This is a genomic window from Bengtsoniella intestinalis (assembly GCF_039719005.1).
GTDB classification, from domain to species: domain Bacteria; phylum Bacillota; class Clostridia; order Oscillospirales; family Oscillospiraceae; genus Oscillibacter; species Oscillibacter intestinalis.
The window spans coordinates 2,960,027-2,985,256 of sequence record NZ_CP133584.1 but is presented as its reverse complement, the minus strand read 5'-3'; the positions used below and the strand labels follow the sequence as shown (position 1 = coordinate 2,985,256).

The window sequence follows — 25,230 nt, the reverse complement described above, 5'->3', positions numbered from 1 at the left end:
GGGGCGGTTAAACCGCTCCTCTGTTGCATTTACGCTGACTCACGTTTGAATTCTTCCACAATTGCTTGATAGTCTGCTACTTCTTCCTGATTGGCAGCACGGACAGCGAACTTGCCACAATCAGGACATTGTTCTGGCTCAGTCGTTCTGGAAAACAGGAATTTACAGTGGTCACAGGCGAAAACCATGTGTATCCCAACCCCTCTAAATCAGATATTCTATTCTATAGGTTTTTGCCTAGGGCTACGCCTTTGCTCTGGCTTGCGCCAGATTGCCCTACGGGCAGGCAAAAAGCCGTCACGCACTTATCACGGGGCTTGCGCCCCACTGGGCTCCGCCCAGTCCTCTCTACGAGAGGATGATAAAATTGTATCAAATTTCCCCGAAAATCGCAAGGAGGATTTCCCCGTACTATGAAAAAATTTATCTGCACAATCTCCCCCAACCTCTATCGCTATTACTGGGCGACCATGGTGGTCGTCATAGTATCCCTCACCCTCACCACACCAACCTTTGCTGTGGACGATATGTGGACAGTAGCCAATACCATCATTGTAGATGTATATACCAAAATTGCAGGTATCAGCACCGTCCTCGCTGGGCTAATGTCGGCCATTGCAGTCATAGGCGTGAAACTGGCCAACAACCAACACAAATCAGATAATGCGTGGGATTGGCGTGCGACACGTTCCTAACTGAAAAGGTTAGGCACTAAAAAGAGAACGTGCAAAATCGTTCTCCATTTAGGAGAACTGGTCATCTGACAGGTGGAATGAAGGGGTAACGCCCTGAAACGCTTGCTCTGATACTTCGGACAGCGACATTGTGGTTGGCACAATGTGGTTGTAAGCCCGATAAAGTCGGCTGAACACTGCCCTAACACGTTAAGGTGAGGCAACCCCGTCAGAGGTGACGGGTGCGGTGGATAGGTCGGGAGTCTATAAACTACTCATGGTGAGAATTTTGCGAAAAGCAAATGACGAACTGCCGAATGTACGGGTCTATACCAGTGAATTGGCTGAAAAGCCAACATTACAGCAATGTAAGGTTCGTCGGGGTTTAGTAGAGTTGCCAGTTGCGAACGACCCTATACCGTTATAGGCGGTATGGATAATTTCTGACGAACAGGCCTAAAGGTAAGCACCTAAAAGTAGATGTACAGATAAGATGACTGGAACGTGGAAAGCTGATGACACGGAGGGCCATACCCCCTTGATGTGGTGACAAGGAAAGTGCATTGCATATAACTTGTCTTTATATCAGTGAGAGTAGTGCCACAGTACCGATGAAACTATGGAAACATAGTGGAGGGATAGGCACAAGTCGAACATGAAATATGAAATCAATCACAGTAGAAACACGAGAAACACACAGGGTTCGAGTACGACTAATAGAGGCTATACTTCCCTAAAATTAAGGAGGAACGCCGACCTGTGACAACAACAGACACCAAACACAAAAAGAAGCAGACACTTCGTAACAACGAGTATTACAACACTCAGCAAGTATTCGATGATTTATATGCCAATGCCCAAAAGGGCAAAACTTTTTCAGACCTATTACCTCTTATCCTATCAGAGCAAAATATCCAACTTGCCTATCGCAATATCAAGCAAAACAAGGGAAGTCGGACAAAAGGGGTAAATGGTCACACCATTGCCCATATAGGAAATCTATCGCCACAAGAATTGACACACTATGTCAATGGACGACTGAATGACTTCCACCCCCATGCAGTACGCAGGGTGGAGATAGAAAAGGACAATGGGAAAAAGCGACCACTAGGTATTCCAACCATCGAGGACAGGCTCATTCAACAGTGCATCAAACAGGTACTAGAACCTATTTGTGAAGCAAAGTTCCATAAACACAGCTACGGATTTCGTCCGAACCGCAGTACCCACCACGCCATAGCAAGGGTCATGTTCTTAATGAATGTGGCGAAACTACCCTATGCAGTGGACATTGACATCCGTGGCTTTTTCGACAACGTTGACCATGCCAAACTGATGAAACAACTTTGGAGCATGGGCATACGAGATAAAACCCTACTTTGTATCCTCGGCAAAATGCTGAAGACAGAAATACAGGGCATAGGGATACCGCAAAAGGGCATTCCCCAAGGCGGCATCCTCAGTCCACTTTTAGCAAATGTGGTGCTCAATGAATTGGATTGGTGGATTAGCAGTCAATGGGAAACCCATCCCACACGCAAATCCTTTACCCAGACAAGCCACAAATTTCAAGCGTTGAAGAAAACGGGATTAAAAGAGGTTTTCATCGTCCGATATGCCGACGATTTCAAACTAATGTGTCGCACCAGAAGTGAAGCGGACAAGTTATTCCACGCCACAAAGCAGTGGCTATGGGAACGACTGAAGTTGGAAATCAGCGAAGAAAAGTCAAAGGTGGTCAACCTAAAACGATGCTATTCGGATTTTCTAGGCATTAAAATCAAGCTTCATAAAAAGGGTGAAAAATGGGTCACAAAATCACAAATGCGTGATAAAGCCGTGACAAAGTGTACCAATACCATGCGTGATGCTATCAAAGAACTGCAATACTCACAAGGCTTGCAGACTATTTGGAATTATAATGCCATCGTATTGGGAATGCACAATTATTACGGCTGTGCCACAGAGGTAAGCCGCAACTTTGCTGACATTGCCTACAACCTCAAAAAGTGTCTGTACAATCGAACCCAAAAGATAGCGACATCCAAAGGAACTAAAACTAAAGTCTTTCTCAGATATTATGGTAGATATGGGGGCAAAGTCATATTCGTGCGAAAAATCGCACTGTTTCCCATATCCCACATCCGTACCCGTCCGCCATTGGGATTTAATCAGCGAAAGTGTGATTATACGCCTGAAGGCAGAGCATTTATCCACGAAAACCTAACAACCATCGACCTTACAATGCTACGGTACTTCATGACATACCCCACGCAAGATAGTGGGACACAGTGGCATGATAACCGCCTTTCCCTCTATGTGGGACAACGTGGTATGTGTGGTGTAACAGGTGAATTACTCCAAATTGGAAACGTGGAAATCCATCATAAAAAGCCCAAACACCTTGGTGGTACGGATGAATACAAAAATCTCATTATGGTGACGGAGCAGGTACATAAATTGATACATGCAACGACACTTGAAACCATAGCTAAGTATTTGATAAGACTAAATCTTGATAAACAATCTTTGGAGAAGCTAAATAAACTTCGTGTCTTAGTTGGAAATTGTGAATTGAACTCATAAATTATGCTCGATGGAGCGCCGTGTGCGGTGAAAGTCGCACGCACGGTGCGGAGTGGGGGAAAATCTGGAGACGTGTGCCCTTTCGGGTATAACTTCAAAGGATTACCTATCACTATTCAAGCGCATCTGGGTTGCATGGGCGATTATCAATGGCATCGGTGCCTTTATCGCTTATATTGCACCATTATTTAGTGGTTTGGCAACGCTCACACCTTAAATAAAAGTGTCCAGCACAGGGAGGTGATTGCTTGCTGGAGCTTATTTTCCAAGGTTTAATTCAATGGTTTTATGGGCTGGTTATGGAGATTTGGAACTACTTTGTAGGGGCGCTCTTTTCCATCATTTCTATGGATTTTGCGTACCTAGAAGCCCATGTGCCCATTATCCCAGACATGGCAGATGTTCTGCTGGCAGTGGGCTGGGCTCTACTCATTGGCAATCTAGCGTTTCAAGCGTTGAAGTCCATGCTGGCTGGCATTGGCTTTGAGGCAGAAGACCCAGCCATGCTTTTTACACGCACCTTTGTATTCGCCTTTTTGCTGGTGGTCAGTCCAGAAATCTGCGAAATTGGATTAAATCTCACTCAAACCATTATCGACCTACTGGGCATCCCAAGTGCCATCAACGTTTCCCTTGTAGATGAGTCCGTATTTGGTACTTTGACTGCCGCTTGGCTGTTGGTGATTATCTGTGGCATTTTTGTAATGATACACACCCTTAAATTGGTAGTAGAAATAGCGGAGCGGTATATCATTTTAGCTTTTTTAACCCTTTGCGCACCACTGGCTTTTTCTATGGGTGGGAGTAAAAATACCATGGATATTTTCACAGGCTGGTGCCGTATGTTTGGCTCCATGTGTTTTGTCATGGTGTCAAATATGATGTTTCTTAAAATGCTTCTGTCTGTGTTATCCACTGTTCCCAGTGGACTAGATGTATTTCCATGGATGGTGCTGGTGTTTGGTATTGTAAAAGTTGCTAAAAAAATTGACGGTATCATCTCTCGCATTGGACTCAATCCTGCTCTCACAGGGAATAGCCTTGGTCGGGCTATGCCTGGTGTGCTGAGTTATATGGTCATCCGTTCTGCGGCCAATCAAATTTCCAGTGCTGTGGGTAAATCTACGCCTTCTAACAATGGAAGTGGTGGTGGAAAATCAACAAAATCCACCAATTCTGCCAGCCATTTTCGCCATGGTGGAAGTACCAGCAGTCAGACCAACACCTCTCGCAGTGGAGCCCAGCAAGCAACACAGACCAGTCAAACCAATGGGTTTCAACAAGGCGCAAACGCTCACACAGCAACGCAGGCAAACCATGCAACGCAAGCCACCAAATCCAATCATGGGACACCCACAGGGCAACCGCCCCAGACACAACAAGGGATTCAAACCAGCGACACATCTCAATCTATCCAAAACAACCACGCCGCTGGCAGTACGATAAATCCTGCTGGCACACCCAATCAGATACCGCCACAACCCCAAGAAACCAATCAATACGGCCCATCCCAAAACCAACAGCAGCAGCACCAGCAAACAGGACAATCCAATTCCAGTCGACAAACATCAGTACCAGCAGGGCAAAAACAGGGTGCCAGTTATACCAAACCACCCACCCCTGTTACAGCTAGAGCAGGAACAAAACCAACCTCTCAAACCACAGTTTCTGGCCAAAATAGCCACACTGTCAATCAACACGCTAGCCAAGGTGGTCAAACCAATACACAGCAGTCTAATCACAGTGCAACGACCCGTCAAACCCAGCGCCCCACGTCTGCCACTTCTATCAAGGGTGGCAATCAAACTGTGACACAACAAACCGCTGCCCACGGAGATGCAACAGTGCAAAATCGCACCCATACAGTGTCGCCCCATCACGGCACAGCAGGAACACCTATGACCACAACCACTCAACCAACGGCAGGGCAGGAAGGCGAAGCAAGACGCACCTATCATACTGCGCCAACCGTGCACGGCACGGCAGGAACCCAATCTGCACCTCATGCAATATCTTCTCAAACAGCCAAACCATCCTCGCCCACGGCCCAGCAGGAACGCCCTACCTCTTCTAGGCAAACTATCAAAATGCCCACGGCACCCATCGGCACGGCAGGAACACCAACTGTAGAGGCCACAAGGAGAACTGTAAGTTCAGTTCATACTGCACCAACAGTTCATGGAACAAGCAAACAGGTACCGGCACCCCCTGCATCGGCAAAACAAAAAAGCAACCCCACCCGTAACAGCCGACGCTACGGAGGGACGGACGATGCGTGAACCTAACAATTCCAATAAAGCCGCCCAAATCGCTAAATCTCTTGCCCACATAGCCTACGGAGCCGCCACCGCTGGGCTCCATGGTGCAGCGGTGGCGGCCGTGAAAGAGTCTATCCCACTACTCATCAAAATCGCCCTCTGGACAGTGGTGTTGTGCATCATCATTCCGTTAGTGGTGTTTATCTCCATTCCCAACATCTTTTTTGGCTTTGATAGTTCCATAGACGGAGACTTAGAAGCCATGACCGAGCAAGCCATGTTGTTGGGTAGCACCTACATGAATTTGGAGGAATTTGAGCTGTCATGGATGGACAGCGTGGTGACCAAACTGGCAGAGGAATATCGGGAAGAAGGGACAGAAATTGACCGCATTGAGGTGATAAATAACCTCACCATTGAGGATTTCTACTGGTTGATGGCTATTCAATCCGTCGCCAACAGCCAAGATGTCTGGCTCATGTCCAGCGGCGGCTTGGAAGCATATAGCATCAGTCGGATTTCCTATAAACCATCACTAGGCTCTATTCTCTCTGGGGAGATTTCCATCACGGTGTTGACCGTTACCTTTAACGCCATTGACCCTGCCCAATTGATGGAGATTTTGTCTTTTGATGACCAAGCAGTCCTCTGGACAACGGCTCTGTATGAAAGTCTGTCCCAAAGTGATGCCGCCACCTTGTATGGCGATAGTTTTGACAGCTACACACCAAGCTACGACGGTGATGACTACAATGGCGCCTACATCCCAGGCGGCACAGCAGAAACGACCATTGACATTTCTGGCTTCACCGACCCAGGCACCAAAAACAGCACTGACCTTGCCGCCTACGCCCTACAAGCATGGGAGAACGGCTGGGGCTACGTCTGGGGTACCTATGGCAACATTTTGACTCAATCTCTGTTGGACTATAAAGTGTCCCAATATCCAGACGGTGTGGGCAATTATGAATCCTTCATCCAAGCCAACTATCTAGGCAGCCGTACTACCGACTGCGTAGGGTTAATCAAAGGCTACGGCTGGCTCGACACAGATGATTTGACCATTGGCTACGCCATCAACGGAATGCCCGACTACGGTGCCAATCAGATGTATTCATCCGCCACAGTATTTGGCCCAATTGCAACCATCCCCGACATTCCTGGCATCGCCGTCTGGAAATCGGGACACATCGGTGTCTACGTGGGTGACGGTATGGTGGTGGAAGCCATGGGCACCACATCCGGCGTGGTTATGACGGAGCTAGACGGTCGTGGCTGGACAAACTGGTGCGAAATCCCCTATATTGACTACTCATAAAGGAGAACTACACTATGACCAATTTGCGATACTTACGCTTAAAACACGGCTTATCCCTAAAAATCCTTGTGCGGTATTTACCCCATCGACATCAACAAGTCAGTCGCTTTGAATTGGGACAGCGCTCCCCCAGCAAACCAACCATTCAATCCTATCAAAAGGCGCTTGAACAAGTAATATCGGCTAAAAAAGATGCTATATCAGAATTGGAGCAAGATTATCTAAAAGTAAAAGACAAGCTATTTGAGGAGGCGACGCCATGACCTCTTACTATCGCATTCCCACCAATTATACAGATGCAGGCCGTATTTTGGGTATGTTCCCCCTACGTAATCTCATTGAAACTATGCTTTTGGTGTTGCCTGTGACCGTCCTTGCCATCCAGTATATCCATCTGCCCATTAGCCCTAAAATTGTGGTCATCCTCACCGTCATCATTCCCTTGGGTGGCTTTGGTCTCATGGGGATCGGAGGGGATAGCCTTGGACAATGGGTAGGTGGTTGGTGGCGATGGCGTCAGAAGCGACAACAACTATTTTTCAGAGGAATGGTGAAGAAATGAATCTAAAAGAACTATTATTGGGCTCTCATGTGAAAGGTGACATTGCCCAAGACACCAGCTATCAAGGAAGCATCCAGCGATGGCTACCCATCCACTCCATTGTAGATGGGGTCGTCATCACCAAAGACAAACGATTTATTAAAATTCTGGAAGTATTGCCATTGAACTTCTATCTAAAGCCAGAAAGTGAACGGGAAACCATCATCGCTTCTTATGCCGCCTTTCTCAAAATTGCACCCAACACCTTGCAAGTGCAGGTGATTACCCAAAAGGCGGATATGAGCGGCTATATCAAGCGGATGGAAGGGTACGCCCAAAAGGAGGATACTCCAGAGTGTCAATCTATGATTGAGGACAATCTAATAAAAATCGGAGAACTGGGCCAAAGCCATGCTATGACCCACCGCTTTTTTATCATCTTCCAGTATGAGCCACAAATGCGCCCTCTCCAGCCCACAGCCAAGTCCATCGCCAAACGAGTCAACGAAGAAGCAGACACCCTCAAACGCTATTTGGACTACTGTGGTTTGGAAGTGTTAGAGCCACGGTATGCTGACAACAGCGTGCTAGAGCTACTCTATGAACGGATATGCAAAACCACCAGCCGACGCACAAAACTGCCAGCTGGTGTGTTTGATATGATTACAAGAGTCCATGGGATATATGTAGATTGAACAGTGCGCAAAGTAAAAGCAGGCTCAATTTGAGCCTGCTTTTACAAACAGAACGACCCCAAGTATGTGTATGTTTCCACAGATATCTGGGAGAAAAGTCCAAATCAATGGGTGTTATAACACCCGAGCTTTCACCTCGAATTGTTCCATATTTTCCACAATCACATAGGGTTCATATTCTCCGTATGCACTAGGACGACTAATCGTTACCAATTGAATGGCTTGAGGCGCAAGCTCTCGTTGCAGTTTTGTTGTAAAATCTGCAAGTACCTTGCCGTGCTTTGAGCGAACAGCAATACAGCCTGTTTTATCAAATTTCTTTGCAATTAGATAGCACATTTTCTAATACCTCCTTAAAAGCTTGCTCATTGCGAATTTCTCCACTTTCATAATGGAGACGCATTATTTGTCCTACCATCTGGCTATATCCTTTTTTGTAAATATATTTATGAAGCCAGTTGTTAAGTTGTCGGTCATAATAAGAATTTGCTTGTATTTCTATTGGATAATATCCATGATTGATTTGATAGTATAGATGGACTCCACGATAGCCGTCATCATTAGCCTTACCATCTTTCATATCTACCAACCGAAACCCATCTATTTCCGTTAATTCAAATAAAGGGTCATATCCATCCACTAACATCCGAAAGCCTAAGATATCGTTAAATGTTTTTTCTAAACGATTGGCTGGGTAATTTTTATGATATTTTCTCTCGCAAGAATCAATACTTTTGATACGATAGTCTAAAGCGATTTCATCTAGTTGTTCTGCCATTTGATAAAACACAATGACCTTTTCAAGTTCCTCAAATAGCTGATCTTTATTGAAAGAATGCAGACTTCTAGCAAAACTGAGTCCCAACATACTTTTATACGATAGCTTTTGCAGGAGTTCTATCGTCAATCCATTTTTATTGAGCTCATTTATCATGGCAGCTCCTTACCGTTTGGAGCCACTTCAAAATCAAGTAGCTCTGCACAAACTTTTATTATACTACTATTATATCTATTTTTACTGTTATTGCAAGCTTTCATTTTCCTGTTTACACCGAAAGGACAAACATTATGGCAAAAAATCAGACTACACAAACCAAAAAGCCCACCAAATCCAAGGCAAAACCTAAAAAATCCGACAAGGTTAGCCTTTGGAAGCGCCTCGGTTTCGTCAAAGAGACCCCCATCCTCACAGACCTAGACATTGGCTCTACCACCATCTTAGATATTCTTTCTCCCTCTATGGTGGACACCAAAAGTCGGGATTATATCGTGGTGGACGACGTGTATCACGCTTACCTCTATCTCACTGGCTTTGGCTATCCCACAACGGTGGGGCATGGTTGGCTGACCCCTCTGGTGGAAGCTGGGGAGGGTATCAGCCTTAACTTTTTAGTACAACGCCAACCCAAAGAACAAGTGCTGGGTAAAATCTCACAAACCACCATGCTCAACCGCTCTCGGATGAGAGACGTGGGAGACACACGACAGGATTACGAAGAACTAGACAGTGCCATTGCATCTGGGCTGGAGCTAAAGGACCGTATGAACCGTCAAGGAGAGGACTTTTATTATATGCACAGCCTTGTGGAAGTGGTAGCTGATGATCCTGCTACTTTGGAACAGCGAGTGACCGCCGTGGAAAATCTTTGCACCTCCGTGGAGCTGGTGGCTCGACGCTGCGATTACCACCAAGAGCAAGGGTTTTTGTCCATGCTACCACTGTCCACCTTAACCCCCGACATAGAACGCAAAGCCAAGCGGAACGCACTCACCAGTGGAGTGGCGGCCGCTTTTCCCTTTGCCTCTTATGAATTATCTGACCGCAACGGCGTGTTTTTAGGGCTTAATATGTACAACCGCTCTCCAGTCCTGCTGGATTTTTACGACGATTACCGCTACACCAATGGCAACACATGGATTGGCGGTTCCTCTGGGGCCGGCAAGACATTTACCTTGCAGACCATTGGGGGGCGATTGCGTCAACAGGGCAAACAAGTCATTTACATTGTCCCCAAAAAAGGTCACGAATTTCGCCCTATGTGCGAAGAAATCGGCGGTCAATTCATCCGCTTGTCTCCATCCTCACCCGACTGCATCAACATCATGGAAATTCGCCGTATGTCCCTCGATGCCCATTCCCACCTGCGCCAGCTGACTACCCGTGACGACTCTGTACTGGCTGACAAAATCTCTCGCTTGATTATTTTCTACTCTCTGCTCAAGCGTGATTTAACCGACGAAGATAAAAACTACTTAGACACATCCTTGGTCACCTGCTATGAACAATACGGCATCGGCTTTGACAACACCACCCTCCGCCATGAAGATGGCACTGTGAAGGAAATGCCCACGCTAGCGGACTGGCACAAGGTTCTATCTGACACACCAGAAACCAAGCATTTAGCAGTGGTGCTGACCCGATTTGTAACAGGCTCGGCATCCTCTATGGGTGGCAAAACCAATGTGGATGTTGCCAGTAAATATCTGGTGCTGGATACGTCTGGAATGCCTGATGACCTCATTCTCCCTGGCATCTTCTGGGCAACCGACCTTGCCAGTGACCTCATCATGGGGGCAGGGTCCTCCTTGTCTGCCTTAATTGCAGACGAATTATGGGCGCTAGTGGGGGCAAATTCCAACCCTCTAGCAGCAGCCTTCGTACAAGAAATGGTGAAAACCATCCGTGGTCTGGGCGGTATCGCCATCACTTCCACCCAAGGGATGCAAGACTTGTTCGGGCTTGAGGGCGGTAAATACGGCAAAGGCATTTTGGATTCCAGTCGTATCAAATTGGTGATGCAGATGGAAGAGCAAGAAGCACGGCTAATCCAAAATGTGCTAAATCTATCCGAAGATGAAGTGCGCCAGATTACACGGTTTCGCCGTGGAGAAGGGCTTCTTTGCATCGGCTATAACCATGTCCCCATTGCCTTCCACGCCACCCGTCGAGAATATAACGCCATCACCACATCACCCACAGATTTGCGTATGCGTGGAGAAAGGAACAGCCTATGACTGATATAAAACAAGATTTACAGCAAATCCAAACCCTGCTCAGCGACGCCTTTGCCATCACTGGTTCACTGGTATGCCTTCCCAGTTACGGGCAAAGCGATCCAGAACAGCGTAGCCAGCTATTATCAAAAATAGCCACTCATTTTGAACAAGCTACCCTGCAAGTCCGCAATCTTTGCGAGCGTCACACCACCTTGATGTCCGTCCCAGGCAAGCCCACCCTAGAGCCCATCCAGATGGCAGGTTTGGTAGAATTGATTGAAGACCAATGGCTTCACATCCGATTGAATGGCTTACTTCCTCATTGTCGTTACAAAACCCCTAGCTATTTAACCGATACAATGAGACGTTTATTGGACGATTATGAGCGACAAGGCGGTAAACTGCCCTACTTTGAACAGGCGGTTTTGGTGCTAGACGAACACAGCAACATCGAAGGCCGACACATTTATGACCAAGATAACAAAGGGTGGAAGGCGGTGTCCAATGCCATCAAAGGCAGGCTGGTTTTGGACGATGACCAGTACCATTTAGGGGTGGTACTTCTGTCCAAGACATCGACAGAAAGCGTCTGCCATATCACCATTTTACGGCCTCAAGATTTACCCGATTTCTTTGCACTGCGTGAATTTAATTACACCACACAACTGCTTTATCGTGGGTTTTGACCCATCGGTTGACAGGGTGAATTCATAGTCCTTCCACGGAAGTTTCAAATCAGGGCTACCCGACTCCACACAGCGTACCCAAATGCCTGCTATCATTGACTTTCCGCCCGTCAACTAGGAGACAACGGACGTAATGCACCCGACTACTGGGTAGGGGCATCGGGTGGTCCCGATTTGAAACTTCCGTAAACGCTGGAAACGGTCGTTCCATCTGGAGGATGGAAGGGCCGTTTCCAGCGTGGCAGGAACATCATCGTACAAGCGCCCACTATCATATAAGGAGCATTTTGTGTTATTGAGCATTCGAGATTTTCATGTATTAAAACTACTTCGCTTCTGCCGTTACATCCGTCAAGACGATCTGGTGGCTCTATTTTCATCCGCCGAACTTTCCCATCTGCAAGGGTGCGGTTTTATCGCCCATCATACAGCAAGTGGTTCCATGGTGTTAACAGCAAAAGGACAAACATTTTTAGATGCCCACTGTTTAAGTCTTCCCCCTGCCATCTCCCCCTCGTACCATCCATCCGATATACAGCGTCGCTTACGGTTATCCTCACTGCTATGCACCGCCTATAAAGCTGGGCTATCTGTGTTCCTCTCCGATCCACAATTTCTGACTTCTAGGGCTGGTGTATTCCTTTCAGCCACCACCCGTGGTCGAGGCATCAACCACTGGGGGAGCAGTCGCATTGCTGGATTATCCTTGCTAGATGGCACCCTCTATGGCATTCATTATGTTTGCCCTAACATTGGGGATATGGCACTATCTGATGAAGTGGCTATCTTTGCCCGACATCCTCAGCTGTACCAAGTGGGCAAGCCAGCCTTTCTCTTTGCAGCTCCTAGCTATGAAGCATTACTAGGGGAACTGTTCAAGCCATTGCCATCTAAAATCAACCGTCTTGTGCCTTACAGCGTGGCCTATGCCAAGAGCACCATCCCCATTCACCTCATGACCTGTGATGCCGTAGGTGCCCTGCAACTCAGCATCCTAAGAGCGCCAGACCACCGCAGTCTATTGGCGTGGATTACCTTGGCCTCCCACTATGCACCGCCACCACTTACCTTAGATTGTGACGCACTTTACAATGGACAGCCTTTCTATGTGGCGGTGGATATGGATCTCAAACGGCTAGACCGAGGTGCCACTGAAGGGTTTATCCACATCGTGGCGTTGGAATCCCAAGTGAGCAACGTCCTCCACAGCCGTTATGAAGCCACTCAAAAGGGAAAGGTATATAAATTGACAGACAGTGCTTTAGAACAATTCTTTGAAACTGTCGGCCCAAAGCAGTGGGTGGAAGATGGTGCCTATATCAATGACAAAGGAGAAGTTGTCTATGCTCCGCCCATCAAATTTACTGAAAAGCCTAGCCGCTCTGGTGGAAAAAAATGAAGGTCGCCTTGAGAAGAAAGCTGGTCGTTGGCTAGACCGCAATAGAGAAAAACTGATTTTTTATATCCCTATGGGCACACTGGCTTGGTATCTCTATGGTATGTTCATCAACTCTGTCCATTTGGGAACGGCATCCACATTCAACACCGCAGGCGAGGAAATTGAGAGCATTTGGGTATTCAACCCCTTCTTCAATTTCTTCGCTGTTTTCACGCCCTACGGATTGGGTATCACCGCCATATCCGTTTTGCTCATCTGCCTGATTACCAAGAAAGGGTATTCCAAATTTTCTGGCTATCGTTTTATCAAAGACCCACGAGGGTTTCACATTCTACCAGATGGCACCCATGGCACCAGCGGTTTTATGAGCAAAAAAGAGCAGGAGCAGGTGGTATTCACAGAGCCGCTGTCCAATTTAGATGGCACCGTTTTGGGTAAACAAAAAGAACATCCCTTGGACGACAATCGCTATGCTGAATACATTACCCTGCGCCCCAACACGAGGCTGACCGAACACACCATGATTTACGGTGCCACAGGTAGCGGTAAAAGTCGTGGGTTCGTAAAGCCATTTATCTTACAGTGTGCCAAACGCAAAGACAGTTTGGTACTGGTAGACCCCAAGGGAGAATTCTACGAAACCATGTCGGGCTATCTGCGTGACCAAGGCTATGAAGTCCGCCTGTTCAACCTACTGGACATGGAGAACAGCGACGCTTGGAACTGTCTAGCTGACGATGGTGACGACCCCAACATGGTACAGGCCATTGCGGAGGTAATTATCAACAATACCTCTGGCGAAAAAGAAACCCAAGATTTCTGGGCCAAAGCAGAACTCAATCTATTGGTTGCCATGATTCACTACGTCCGTGGCCTATGTGATACTCGTGGACAACCTCTCCCAGTCCAACAGCGCAGTCTGGGTGCCATCTATCGACTGCTATCCAATGAAAGCTTGCAACGCCTAGATGAAACCTTTAGTGGTCTCCCTGTAGGACATCCAGCCAAAGCACCCTACGGCTTGTTCAAGCAAGCCAATCGTCAAATCTGGGGCAACATCGCCATTGGCTTAGGCAACCGCCTCTCTGTGTTCCAAAATCCTCTGGTGGATAAAATCAGTGCTTACCATGAAATCGACCTCACCCTCCCAGGGCAGAAACCCTGTGCCTACTTTTGCGCCATTTCCGACCAAGACAGTAGCTTGGAATTTCTCAGCTCCCTCTTTTTCTCTCAGTTATTTACACGGTTGATGGGCTATGCACGGCGCAATTGCAAAGGTGGACGACTGCCTACCACCGTCAATGTATGCTTGGAAGAATTTTGTAATATCGGCAAGCTGACCGATTTTAAGAAGGTGCTGTCTGTCTGCCGTAGCCGTGGCATCTATTGTCAAATCATTGTGCAATCCATAGCACAACTCTCTGAACGGTACCCACGCAATGAATGGGAGGAATTGATTGGCAACTCAGATGTGCAAATCTGTTTGGGGTGTAACGACCAGAAAACAGCGGAATACATCTCCAAAAAATGTGGCACGGTGACCATCTGTGTCCAAAATAATCAGTTTCCTTTGACGCCACTTTTTTCACCCATCTATGCCACCACCAGACCCTATTCCCAAACAAAAAGCAATACCCAGCGTGCTCTTATGATGCCCGATGAAATACTACAAATGGACAATGCCAAATGTCTGGTGTTCCTACGGGGGCAAAAGCCGATGATGCTGTACAAAATCATCCCAGACGAATTCACCGCCTTTGCCCAGCTCCACTTTACTCCTGTGGGCGACCACATTCCTCTGTGGCGACAGGAGGTTGTACAACCACCACGGTCAGCACCGCCACCAACACCAGCACCAACACCGCCACCGATGCCCAAACCAAAATCGAAACATCCAGCTCCCCCAAAGCCCAATTTTCCAGCGTTATCCCCCGACCAGCCCTTGGGCTTTGCTGAAATCACCTTGGACGATGTCCGTAATTTAAGATAGACGAGGAGAAACGACCATGAAACACCCCCAAATGAAAAGTCGCCCTCAGTTCCCTTTGATGGGACAAGAGGAAATCCAAAAAGTGTATCACCTACAAACACCTCGATGGTTATTTTCAGACCCACGCTATGCTGATATGAATTTAGAAGCCAAAATGACCTATGTGTTTTTGCTCAATCGCTTCCAGCTTTCTCGTAGAAATGGGTGGCTCAATGACCATGGGGAAGTCTTTGTGATTTTCCCTCGCAAAGAACTGGCTCAAGAACTCCGCATCTGTGAAAAGCGGATTACAACCGCCTTTCGCACCTTGATTTCCCGCAAACTCATCTGGGAAAAACGCAATGGACTGGGTTCTGCCAATCATATTTATTTGGCTCAGGTCACCCCCATGGAAGACAGCAGTTATACCAGTGCACCTTTTTTAGACCCAGACGAAGGCGGTTGCAAACCTGCCGTTTTGGAGGTTCTGGAGGAGGATGCTGTTCCAGAACCTCCACAGATACCCTCGCAAAACCGTGAAAGAGGCACCCCCAGAACCGTCAATGAGGCGGCTTTGGAGGTGCCATATTCGCCCTCTAGTCATAAAGAAAAGAGTCATATTGATTTTAGTCAGAATGAAGTCAGTCAGTCTGGGGCGGGTGACGAACCACCGCCATTGACGCTAGACGACATTTTGCAAAACTGCGATTTATTTTCTTTTTCTGAGGAATTGGAACGCTGCTTTACCCAAGCCATCACCCAATTATTCAACACCAAGCTCTATCGCTTGGGTGACAAGCTACTAGCGCAAAACCAAATACACGCTATCTTACAGCATCTTGACTGGGAGGTACTTCGCTGGACAGAAGAAAAGCTACTTTCCAGCGATAGTCGCACCATTCGAAACCCACTGGCTTACACCATGGCCACCATCATGAACACCATCCAAGAACGCCAACAAGGCTTCTACGAGGGTCTGTCCCCTGGATGGTAGAAAAGGAGAAAACAAAAAAACAGGCAGACGCCCGAAGGTGTCCGCCTGTCCTGTTTGAGTCGTGCTTAGGTGGGGTGACAGTTCCCACATCTCCAAACCAAGGGCGACGGCTGCCCGTTCCGTCCTCTAAGTACGCTCATGATAGGATATGTTGCTATAGTTTTATTATACAGTTTGATTGCAAATCTGTCAAGAAATACTTAAGTACTTACTTTTTTCAGAGTGCCATTTGCAATAAAGTTTTGTGTACGACGTTTATTTAGCACATAGAGGCTACGAGCATAAAAGCGACCAGCGCCTGAAACACGGACAGCGACTTTTACAAACTCCCCATCTAAAACAAATTCTTTCACATATTCAATAGAATTATCTTTTGGGTTTTGGCCGATATAGTCAGGAGCCTGAAGAATATCTGCAATAAATCCACCGTATTTTTTGTAATCTTCAGGATGTGTGTCTGCCATGTGGTTTCGATTAGATTCACCAATATAGATAGTGTCATCAATTGGATGTTCCAGTTCTAGTAAGTTGACAACCAAGGGTACAACTCGTCCAATGCGCTCTGTAGATAACAATTTATTCATTCACTTGTTACTCCAAGTTCTATTTCTAACTGTATTTTATCACAAAACACCATAGTTGTAAATATACCAAACACCAAAGCAAAGGAGACACGATATGATTTTATCATTTGGCCAAAAGGCCATCCTCGCTATTTTAGAACATGTGGGCTATATCCGCACCGATCAAATCCTCGCGTTAATCAATATGCAAGACAAGCTATCCGAAGTGGATACCAGACGCATTACGCCTATGCTGGCACAGCTTGTGAATCGCCATGGACGGGTGCGTATGCAGGGAGACATTGTGATGTGGGGCGGTATTCGCCCTGTATCGCCTCAATTTTTAGAAGCCATCGACTTGATGATTGCCTTGGCTGGCACACAGTCACCCATGATTGCTGGGAATTGGAAAAAGCCTGTCCTACTGCGGTTTTCCATCCCGAAAGGGCAAGAAATCCATCCCTTTTCCATTGTCCCATTTAGCCCAGAAACAGTATTTCAATGGATGCCACTCTCAGGAGATCGAGTGGTATTTCTCATAGAAAACGACACCTTGCCCCAAGTGGGAACGTTACCCTATAAGCATTTTTTCGCTATGAGACAAGAAGATGGTACTCACCGTTTTTTTGCTGGTAGCGTAGGATGAATAAATTTTATGGAGGATATTATGTATGGCAAGAAAAAAAGCAGACCCCTTGGAAAACCAAGCACAGCAAACCCCAGAAATTCCAGAAACCACGGAAACCACACCAGAATGGGAACCCACTTTGATAGAGGATGCTCCAAAAAGCCCCATTGCCCCAGACTTCCCAGACCTCACCCAACCAAATACCCTAGACCCAATGGAAGAAATCACCTTCACCTCAGTGGATACAGAGGACACAGAAGAAGCTGGAATCATTCCCTATGGTGAAGAGACCGAAATCGCTTCCCCATCCATTCCTAAAGCAGAAACAGTCATGTTGGAAGAAGAATATGAAGAGGACATTAGCAATCGCCAAGCATTCTTTGACCTCAAATTCAATGAAATCGACCGAGAGCTGACACCAGAGGAACAACAAGAGTGGCGCAATATTTACGCATCTTTCCGTGGTCGTTCTGTGATGACAGGCACGATTATTGGTGTGGACAAGCTGACCACAGGCTATGGTGCCAATCAAAAAGTCATGTATTGCGCTGTGGTGGTGCCCTTCCGTGTGAAGGTGGTTATCCCTGACACAGAAATGTTTGACGCAGGTCTGGAGCGTCCCGATTATGTCATTCGCAACATGGTGGGCGCTACCATCGACTTCATTATTACCAAAGTTGACCGTGAAGGAAACTTTGCGCTGGCATCTCGCCGTCGAGCCTTAGCCAGTCGGCGGTACTTCTTCAACCATCGCCCTCGTATCCACAGCGTGGGCAACCGTGTGCCATGCCACATTTTGGCAGTGGGTCCCCGTCGTGCCTTTGTGTCTTGCTACGGCTATGATATGGACATCACCCAGCGAGATTTGCGGTATACAGCCATCCCAGACCTGCGTGACGAGTATCGCCCAGGGCAGGTCATTGAGTGTGTGATTACATCCTTTGACCTAGAAAATGAAAAATTGACCCTTTCTGGGAAGGCAGCTACCTCTAATCCTTATTACGGTGCCGAAGATCGGCATCCTGTCGGCTGTATTCGCCAAGCTGTGATTTCTGGCAAATATGGCGGTGGCGTATTCTGCAACCTCCCCGATGATACCGTGTGTATGTGTAGCTACTCCTTCCACTACGAAGACGGCGAATTTTTCGTAGGCGATACCGTCATGCTAACAATCCGCCGATACGAAGACGAAAGAGAGCAGATTTTCGGAAAGATTGTGAGTAAGTTGTAAGGGGGCTTCAATCCTTGTAGACTAGAGACCATTAGATGCGGATGTTTTGGTCCATTTCTAATAGCTTCTAATATCCGTTTTCTGGTGAAAACCATTCCTTCAACTGTATTGTAAAACACATCATTTTATAGTAGAGTGTAAAATAGGGGAGTTTTCGCCATAGAAGGTGCTCATATTAAGGAAAAAACAGGGTGGATTCGTAAATTTTTACGAGTCTACCCTGTTTTTTGTGGGTTTAATTGTCAACTGCCAGTGGGGCAAGCCCCCCACCCTACTCTGGTTTTAGCAAATTGCATATGGCCTAAGTAATTGTGACACAGCCCCTAATCATAGATTTTATCACCCTTAATTTTACAAAACAATTTATTGACCTTTTTTCGCCTTTTTTCAGAAACAACAAGTTGTGTATTATCCTGGAGAACCATTTTATTATACATATTTGAATATACAAAATCAGGATTTACCAAAAAAGATTGACTAATCCTAAAAAAATAGATGTTATTAGATAGTAAATAATGTTCAATATCATTCAACTTTGTATAACATTTTTCTTGACTGGAATAGCTTGTATGTATGTATACTGTCCTCCCTTGACTTTCGAAGTACATAATATGAGATATTGAAATACAAAAATTCTCTCGATTAAATGTATATCGATAATATTTTGGCGTCTCTAAAATATCACCAATAGCTAACTTATAGTAATTAGTAAATTTATCTTCATTTATTGGCTTTAGCAGAAATCGAAAAGCATTCACCTCATATCCTGCCAATGCGTAATGAAAGTGTGCTGTGATAAAAATGATTATCACTATTGTATCTGTTTTACGTATCTCCTGAGCCGTATCAATCCCATTTATTCCGTCCATCTCAATATCTAGATATAGTAAATCATATTTAGCACCTGTGGCTATCTCATTCAACAATGATTCCCCACTAAAGAATACATCAATAGAGAATTTGTTTGTTGTTTCAATCATATAAATTAAACTTTCTATTTCAGATGTCAATTTAACATCATCGGCACATATTGCAATTCTTAACATAATTATATCCTTTTCTTTACTATGTTTCCACTAAAATAAAAGTACCGAAAAAGGGCGCGAAAAGTGCATAGGTTGGGCTCGTAAAAAAAGAGCCATTGTCAGCACCTCAAAAAAGAGCTACCATTAGTTTGTCTAGAACTAAGGAGGTAGCGGAAAGGTGATAAGAATGGCTCAAAAGAATTATATCAAAGATTTGTACGAAAACCAAGAGAAAAGTCTCAATGAAATCGCAAAAATCACAGGACTCAATTATCGCACGGTGCGCAAGTACGCCCATAAAGACGACTGGAACGATGAGCATCTACCCAACATTCAAGCAGAAAGCTATCCAATTTTAGGGGATTTCATCCCTATCATAGACCAATGGTTAGAGGATGACACCAAAATTCCACGCAAGCAACGACACACAATTTGGCGAATCTATTGCCGTTTACGAGATGAAGAAAAATTCCTCGGTAGCTACTCCAGCGTAAAGCGTTATGTGCGCAAGAAGAAATTCGCCATGAGCAGCCAAACCGATGGTTATCTGCCTCTGGCGCATCCCCACGGCAGTGGGCAAGTGGATTTTGGCGAGCACATCTACAACGACGCCTCATCCAAAGTGCGGACAGGCTACGCCCTAACCCTGTCCTTCCCCAATTCCAACAAGGGATACACCCAAGATTTCCCAGCCCAAAACCAAGAATGCTTGCTAGAAGGCATGAAGCAGATTTTTGAGCACATGGGTGGCGTGCCACCCGTCATCCGCTTCGACAATATGTCTACCGCCGTGGTGAAGGTCCTAGACCATGGTGAACGAGTGCTGACCGATGGATTCACCCGATTCATGCTGCATTACCGATTTAAGGCTGAATTCTGCAATCCTGCCGCTGGCAACGAGAAAGGCAACGTGGAGAATAAAGTGGGATATAGCCGCAGAAACGCCTTTGTTCCTGTGCCGACCATTACCTCCTTCGATACCTTCAACGAACAGCTTTTCGACTGGTGCGAGCAGGATGCACAGCGTCTCCATTACAAGCATCAGATTGAGATACAGGAACTGTGGGAAGCAGATCGTGAGGCGCTACTACCCCTGCCAGAGCACCCTTTTTCGGTGTTCCGTTACGAAAGCTTGGCGGTGAATAAATATGGCTTTGTCACCATTGACACCAATAAGTATGGTCTGTCACCAGCGCTGAGTCGAGAGATTGTGCAAGCGAAAATTTATTATGACTGCATTGAATTTTACCATGACCATACCTTAGTTGGAAGTTATAAAAGAAGTTATGAAACACACCAAGAGTACTATGATTGGAAACAGTATGTTGGCGTTTTATGCAGAAAGCCTGGCGGGGTATCTCACACTCGATTCTTCAACCAAATGCCACCTCTTTGGCAACAGCATCTCCACCAAGCCCAAGGACAGGCACGAAAAAGTGCGCTACAATTACTGGATGAAATCGTCCAAGATGGCAACGCCACCTTTTGCGACGAAGTGCTAGAGTTGGCGCATGAGAATGGCCGCACCGATGCGGATAGTGTCCGCCAATGCTACTACATGATTGCCAAAAAGGAACACCGACCAGAGCCGTTGACTTTGGATATTACCACGCCTGACCTACATTACACGCCAAATTTGAGCGCTTACGACGGATTGATAGGAGGTGATTTACATGGTTGAGCAATACATGAAAACCTTGAAATTAGGTGGTTTGGCAAAAGAGTGGACAAGTGTGGAATACCGAAATAATGAGCAATATCTAACCGATTTATTACAACTGGAGTTGCGAGAACGAGAAATAAACCGCATTAACCGCATGGTAAAAAGTGCAGGATTTGGGGTGCTAAAAACCTTGGATGACTTCACTTGGCGCAATGAAATAGCACTGCCAGTTGGACTAACACGAGAGTATATGGAAGATTTGCAATTTTTGGCACCCAAGGAAAACCTTATTTTTATGGGCGCCGTTGGGACAGGCAAGACCCATCTTGCCACAGCTCTGGCGTTGAACGCCTGCCAAGAAGGACGGCCTGTTCGCTTCTTTACAGCTGCATCTCTTGCCAATATTTTATTGGAAAAGAACAACAAGGGCACCTTGAACAGTTTCTTATCTACGCTAAAAAAGGTGCAGTTAATGGTCATTGATGAAATTGGTTTTGTACCGTTGCACAAAGCGGCAGCAGAGCTGTTATTCCAAGTGATTGCCGACTGTTATGAGCGGAAAAGCCTCATCATTACATCCAATCTGGAATTCTCTCAATGGAATACAGTCTTTGGGGATAACCGCTTGACGGCAGCTCTCATTGACCGCTTGGTACACCATTCGCACATAGTCATCTTCTCTGGGGAGAGCTACCGCTTGACACAATCCATGTCCAGGCAACGTGAGCGTTGAGGCTAGAAGGGACAAAAAAGCACCATTCCTAGGTTTTTTCTCCATAGGATGGTGCGCCATCTGCTCTAACAAAATTCGATTGTGTATCCAAATAAGCTCTGTGATTGTGCGAATGTTGCGCTCAACGCATTGCCAAGTGGTTTTATAGTGTTTGGCTACCTCTGGGTACAGCCACTTGGTGATGAGGAGCAGCCTTTCTGGATTTTGTATGACGAGATAGACGGCGTAGCTGGTATGGAAAAAACCTCGATAGTTGGCGGTGATGCCTAAGGAGTAAAGCAGGCTGTAAATTTCTGCAATGTCTACGCTACCCATTGCAACTCACCCCTCTCCATCTGAAAGGTTTTTGGGTAAAACCCCAGTTCCATGCCATATACATTGCCCAATGTTTGAAGTGTACTCATTTTTGTATCTTTGCTTCCTCGCTCTGCATCCCGAATTGTTCTAACAGAAATTCCACTGCGACCCTCTACCATTTCCTGCGTCATCCCTTGTTCTATACGGAACCCTTTTAAAGCAACGCCAAGTTCATTTCTAGCCATTGTGCACACCTCCTTCTTGTTTTCATTATACAAGAAGAATTTAGCAAATAACAGGAAGCCCACTTCCGTTTTCGACATTTTTCAGCAATTTTTTAAGTTTTTTCTCGCTAATGTTATTCCCCAACGCTGACCCTATGCACTTTTACGCGCCCTTTTTGTGTATTTTTAAGTTGACAAAGACACTTTACTAGGATAACACCTAATGACTAGCTGTCTCAAGTCTTTTTTGATACATATTATTTCTACAGTTTGGTCAAATTGGCACATATTTTCTAGTCTGTTTCTAAGGTGCTACCAAACACTAGAAAACACTAGGCAACTGCATTGGTATTTACACCCATTTCCTGTAGCCAGTGAAGAAAACGGTCAGACGTATCCTTCTGAGTATTCTGCCCCCCTTGTAGCACCAACTGCGGTTTTCAGGCACCACCACTACGGTTCAAGGACCTCAGGAGGGGCGGTGGATTCATCCTTCAAATACTTTATGAGTGTGTATCATATTTTCGTTAATACTTATACTACCTATATTTACACAAAAAAAACAAAATGCAACCAATAATCTAATCGAAATCACAAATATTTTATAAATGCTACTATAAAAGTGAGCCAATGTATAATGGACCCTAGAAACCAAACCAGCACTCGAAAAATTATCGTGAACGTGATACAATATCAAAAACGATAAACGAGAGGAGAACATATCATGCCACGAAGCAGTTACAGCGCCGAATATAAGGCCAAGATCGTCCTAGAAGTCCTCCAGGGTGAGAAGGAATTAAACGTTATCGCTGCCGAGCAGGGGGTTAATCCCAACATGATTCGCAACTGGAAGAAGGAATTTATATCCAATGCCAGTCAGGTTTTCGATGAGAAAAAGCAGGTCAAAGAAGCACATCGGAAGGAGGTTGCCCTGAAAAAAGAGAAGGAGCAGATGCTCCGCACCATCGGCCAATTGACACTGGAGCGAGACTTTATTCAGGGTGCCTTTCGGGACTGCGGCATCCCCGTCCCCAAGTTCCCTCAGGACTGACGCAGACCTGTCCATCCGCCGTCAATGTGAGCTGCTGGGTCTGCCCCGAGGGCAGGTCTACTACCAGCCTGTGGAGGTCGACCAGGAGGCCAAGCGCTGGCGGGAGCACATCATGGCACGCATCGACTACTGGCACACCCAAATGCCCTACATCGGCTCTCGAAAGCTGGTGACCAAGCTGGCCACCGACCAGATTTTTGTGGGTCGCAAGCTGGTTAGGCGACTGATGTGCGAGATGGGAATTCATGCTCTCTATCCCAAGGCAAATCTCTCAAAACGCAACTTTAAAGAGTCTATCGTACCATATTTGCTGAGAAATAAGGTTGTCTCGTTCCCGAATCAAGTGTGGTCAATCGACATCACTTACATCAAAATGCACCACGGGCACATGTATTTGACGGCGATTATCGACTGGTATAGCCGTCTGATTGTGGGCTGGAGTCTGTCCGATACGCTGGACACAGATAACGTCATCGCCGCTGTCCAGCGCGCAATTTCTAGCCACGGCACCCCCGCTTTTCTCAATTCTGACCAAGGATGTCAGTTCACAAGCTCCCAATATAAGGGGTTTTTGAAGGCAAATCACATTGTCCAAAGCATGGATGGTAAGTCCCGTTGGGCGGATAATATCATGATTGAGCGGTGGTTCCGTAGCCTGAAAACCGAGGAAATTTACCTCAACGAGTATCAAAATCCTAGGGTATTGCGCCGTGGAATTGGAAATTATATCAAGCAGTACAACACCTTCAGACCCCATCAAGCACTGGGAAATCAGACTCCAGAGGCCGTGTATGGGGCAGCCTTCACAACGCCAACCAACCACCTTGACAGTCTGGCACAGGCTGGTTGAGGACTGGTGGCGACGGGAGGTCGTGGGTTGTAGGCGGAGGCCGTTCCCCTCGCCTTTCCCATTGTACCAGCCTGACCCAGTCGGTCAAGGCAACCCTTCGGGCGGCTACCCTGGAGGTAACCACAACCAGGCTTGGCTCAGGAAGCAAAATAGGTTGTTGTGTTCACGATAAATTTTGAGGAAGTGGTCTTGACAGGGGGACCATTATAATGCATCCCCTTTATATATTTGAAAAAACAATAACGACAAAGAAATAATGAGCTCCTTATCAGCACATACCTGTAAATTCTAAGTGTCCTAATTTCTGATGCATATTATATAGTAATCTCAAATAATACATATTCACCATTTATCTATCCCTTTGTTTGTAACCGTCAACTCTAGCAACGTGAACGGCGAGTGAGATTTTCTCACTCGCCGTTCATATCAGTGCGCCCAGCATGGGTGATAGCTAGGTGGTGCAAGTCCACTACGCGCTTGGTAGTAGGAAGCGTTAGCCGAAGGCAAGGGTGTCCATCGTGAGGTGGAATCTGAAGGAAGCTGGATGTGTGAGCTGAGAAGTGCGAGCACGGGCAAAACCTTGAACCGACGAACAGAAATCACATAGTAGGCTCTGCAAGGACGGATGACTCTGCTGAACAAGAGAAAGTCCAATACTACCCGAATCCTGCGGAGTAAATGTGGCGGTTACATGAGGTGAAAGTTATCGTTCTTACCTGGGGAGGTCTTGTCAGCGGACGGAAACGAAGTAAGAAGTTCGTAGTAACAACGAATGGCAAGAAGTCAGCAGAAGCCATAGTACTGGGGGAAAAAAACTTATTTATTTTTTTCTCCAGGAAGGGCTGAAC

At 46.3% G+C, this 25,230-nt stretch carries 24 protein-coding genes and 1 pseudogene; 18 read left to right on the top strand and 7 right to left on the bottom strand.

Translation table 11 applies throughout. The features are described from left to right. Positions 1-29: 29 nt before the first annotated feature. Entirely contained in the window at positions 30-188 is a 159-nt protein-coding gene (locus RFF05_RS14300) for a hypothetical protein (protein ID WP_409967719.1), read from the bottom strand. 225 nt (positions 189-413) lie between these two features. Here RFF05_RS14300 and RFF05_RS14295 point away from each other — a divergent pair, with 225 nt between their 5' ends. The 7 genes from RFF05_RS14295 (at position 414) to RFF05_RS14265 (ending at position 8,072) form a co-directional block, all read left to right on the top strand. After that, positions 414-695: a hypothetical protein gene (locus RFF05_RS14295; RefSeq protein WP_409967718.1), complete on the top strand. Its 282-nt coding sequence runs from the start codon at positions 414-416 to the stop codon at positions 693-695. 738 nt (positions 696-1,433) lie between these two features. Further along, positions 1,434-3,260 carry a group II intron reverse transcriptase/maturase gene (ltrA, locus tag RFF05_RS14290; protein ID WP_409967717.1) on the top strand — a complete coding sequence of 609 codons (1,827 nt, stop codon included), beginning with the start codon at positions 1,434-1,436 and terminating at the stop codon, positions 3,258-3,260. 248 nt (positions 3,261-3,508) lie between these two features. After that, positions 3,509-5,539 carry a hypothetical protein gene (locus RFF05_RS14285; RefSeq protein ID WP_409967716.1) on the top strand — a complete coding sequence of 677 codons (2,031 nt, stop codon included), beginning with the start codon at positions 3,509-3,511 and terminating at the stop codon, positions 5,537-5,539. Further along, complete coding sequence (locus RFF05_RS14280; protein WP_409967715.1) at positions 5,532-6,836, top strand: hypothetical protein; 1,305 nt, start codon at positions 5,532-5,534, stop codon at positions 6,834-6,836. The genes RFF05_RS14285 and RFF05_RS14280 overlap by 8 nt, the downstream gene beginning before the upstream one ends. A gap of 14 nt (positions 6,837-6,850) precedes the next feature. Beyond that, entirely contained in the window at positions 6,851-7,099 is a 249-nt protein-coding gene (locus RFF05_RS14275) for a hypothetical protein (RefSeq protein ID WP_409967714.1), read from the top strand. After that, positions 7,096-7,398: a hypothetical protein gene (locus RFF05_RS14270; protein WP_409967713.1), complete on the top strand. Its 303-nt coding sequence runs from the start codon at positions 7,096-7,098 to the stop codon at positions 7,396-7,398. Before RFF05_RS14275 ends, RFF05_RS14270 begins: the two co-directional genes overlap by 4 nt. Continuing rightward, positions 7,395-8,072 (top strand): hypothetical protein, encoded by a 678-nt coding sequence (locus RFF05_RS14265; protein WP_409967712.1) that lies wholly within the window; start codon positions 7,395-7,397, stop codon positions 8,070-8,072. Before RFF05_RS14270 ends, RFF05_RS14265 begins: the two co-directional genes overlap by 4 nt. A 114-nt stretch (positions 8,073-8,186) precedes the next feature. Here RFF05_RS14265 and RFF05_RS14260 read toward each other — a convergent pair whose 3' ends face one another. Further along, on the bottom strand, positions 8,187-8,411 hold the full coding sequence (locus RFF05_RS14260) for a DUF6718 family protein (protein WP_409967711.1): 225 nt from the start codon (positions 8,409-8,411) through the stop codon (positions 8,187-8,189). After that, a complete protein-coding gene (locus RFF05_RS14255) occupies positions 8,383-9,006 on the bottom strand; it encodes a hypothetical protein (RefSeq protein ID WP_409967710.1) in 624 nt (207 codons plus the stop codon). Before RFF05_RS14255 ends, RFF05_RS14260 begins: the two co-directional genes overlap by 29 nt. 134 nt (positions 9,007-9,140) lie before the next feature. On the opposite strand from RFF05_RS14255, the gene RFF05_RS14250 reads away from it, so the two are divergent. The 5 genes from RFF05_RS14250 to RFF05_RS14230 all read left to right on the top strand — a co-directional run bounded on the left by RFF05_RS14250 (position 9,141) and on the right by RFF05_RS14230 (position 16,117). Then, positions 9,141-11,087 (top strand): VirB4 family type IV secretion system protein, encoded by a 1,947-nt coding sequence (locus tag RFF05_RS14250; protein WP_409967709.1) that lies wholly within the window; start codon positions 9,141-9,143, stop codon positions 11,085-11,087. After that, complete coding sequence (locus tag RFF05_RS14245; RefSeq protein WP_409967708.1) at positions 11,084-11,755, top strand: hypothetical protein; 672 nt, start codon at positions 11,084-11,086, stop codon at positions 11,753-11,755. The genes RFF05_RS14250 and RFF05_RS14245 overlap by 4 nt, the downstream gene beginning before the upstream one ends. A 289-nt stretch (positions 11,756-12,044) precedes the next feature. Further along, positions 12,045-13,154: a hypothetical protein gene (locus tag RFF05_RS14240; protein WP_409967707.1), complete on the top strand. Its 1,110-nt coding sequence runs from the start codon at positions 12,045-12,047 to the stop codon at positions 13,152-13,154. Continuing rightward, positions 13,078-15,144 carry a VirD4-like conjugal transfer protein, CD1115 family gene (locus tag RFF05_RS14235; RefSeq protein ID WP_409967706.1) on the top strand — a complete coding sequence of 689 codons (2,067 nt, stop codon included), beginning with the start codon at positions 13,078-13,080 and terminating at the stop codon, positions 15,142-15,144. The genes RFF05_RS14240 and RFF05_RS14235 overlap by 77 nt, the downstream gene beginning before the upstream one ends. Positions 15,145-15,160: 16 nt before the next feature. Beyond that, on the top strand, positions 15,161-16,117 hold the full coding sequence (locus RFF05_RS14230; RefSeq protein WP_409967705.1) for a replication initiator protein A: 957 nt from the start codon (positions 15,161-15,163) through the stop codon (positions 16,115-16,117). Positions 16,118-16,317: 200 nt separating this feature from the next. On the opposite strand, the gene RFF05_RS14225 is transcribed toward RFF05_RS14230, so the two are convergent. Then, entirely contained in the window at positions 16,318-16,701 is a 384-nt protein-coding gene (locus RFF05_RS14225) for a PBECR2 nuclease fold domain-containing protein (RefSeq protein WP_409967704.1), read from the bottom strand. A gap of 94 nt (positions 16,702-16,795) precedes the next feature. Here RFF05_RS14225 and RFF05_RS14220 point away from each other — a divergent pair, with 94 nt between their 5' ends. Both RFF05_RS14220 and RFF05_RS14215 read left to right on the top strand, forming a co-directional pair. Beyond that, a complete protein-coding gene (locus RFF05_RS14220; protein ID WP_409967703.1) occupies positions 16,796-17,326 on the top strand; it encodes a hypothetical protein in 531 nt (176 codons plus the stop codon). A gap of 25 nt (positions 17,327-17,351) precedes the next feature. Beyond that, positions 17,352-18,539 (top strand): hypothetical protein, encoded by a 1,188-nt coding sequence (locus tag RFF05_RS14215; RefSeq protein WP_409967702.1) that lies wholly within the window; start codon positions 17,352-17,354, stop codon positions 18,537-18,539. 323 nt (positions 18,540-18,862) lie between these two features. Here the strand turns inward: RFF05_RS14215 and RFF05_RS14210 are convergent, their stop codons facing one another. Then, positions 18,863-19,585, bottom strand: a complete 723-nt coding sequence (locus RFF05_RS14210; protein WP_409967701.1) for a LytR/AlgR family response regulator transcription factor — start codon at positions 19,583-19,585, stop codon at positions 18,863-18,865. Between the two features lie 166 nt (positions 19,586-19,751). Between RFF05_RS14210 and istA the strand changes: the two genes are divergently transcribed. Together istA and istB are read left to right on the top strand one after the other, a co-directional pair. After that, positions 19,752-21,245 carry an IS21 family transposase gene (gene istA / locus RFF05_RS14205; protein ID WP_409967410.1) on the top strand — a complete coding sequence of 498 codons (1,494 nt, stop codon included), beginning with the start codon at positions 19,752-19,754 and terminating at the stop codon, positions 21,243-21,245. Continuing rightward, on the top strand, positions 21,238-21,960 hold the full coding sequence (gene istB, locus RFF05_RS14200; RefSeq protein WP_409967230.1) for an IS21-like element helper ATPase IstB: 723 nt from the start codon (positions 21,238-21,240) through the stop codon (positions 21,958-21,960). The genes istA and istB overlap by 8 nt, the downstream gene beginning before the upstream one ends. A gap of 54 nt (positions 21,961-22,014) precedes the next feature. Here istB and RFF05_RS14195 read toward each other — a convergent pair. Both RFF05_RS14195 and RFF05_RS14190 read right to left on the bottom strand, forming a co-directional pair. Beyond that, positions 22,015-22,275: pseudogene (locus RFF05_RS14195) on the bottom strand (sporulation initiation factor Spo0A C-terminal domain-containing protein); the annotation flags it as partial. Continuing rightward, a complete protein-coding gene (locus RFF05_RS14190; RefSeq protein WP_409967229.1) occupies positions 22,263-22,502 on the bottom strand; it encodes a helix-turn-helix domain-containing protein in 240 nt (79 codons plus the stop codon). The gene RFF05_RS14190 and the pseudogene RFF05_RS14195, both read right to left, overlap by 13 nt. A 703-nt stretch (positions 22,503-23,205) precedes the next feature. On the opposite strand from RFF05_RS14190, the gene RFF05_RS14185 reads away from it, so the two are divergent. Continuing rightward, positions 23,206-23,532 (top strand): transposase, encoded by a 327-nt coding sequence (locus tag RFF05_RS14185; protein ID WP_409967432.1) that lies wholly within the window; start codon positions 23,206-23,208, stop codon positions 23,530-23,532. Beyond that, positions 23,483-24,382 carry an IS3 family transposase gene (locus RFF05_RS14180; protein WP_409967433.1) on the top strand — a complete coding sequence of 300 codons (900 nt, stop codon included), beginning with the start codon at positions 23,483-23,485 and terminating at the stop codon, positions 24,380-24,382. The genes RFF05_RS14185 and RFF05_RS14180 overlap by 50 nt, the downstream gene beginning before the upstream one ends. Positions 24,383-25,230 lie beyond the last annotated feature (848 nt).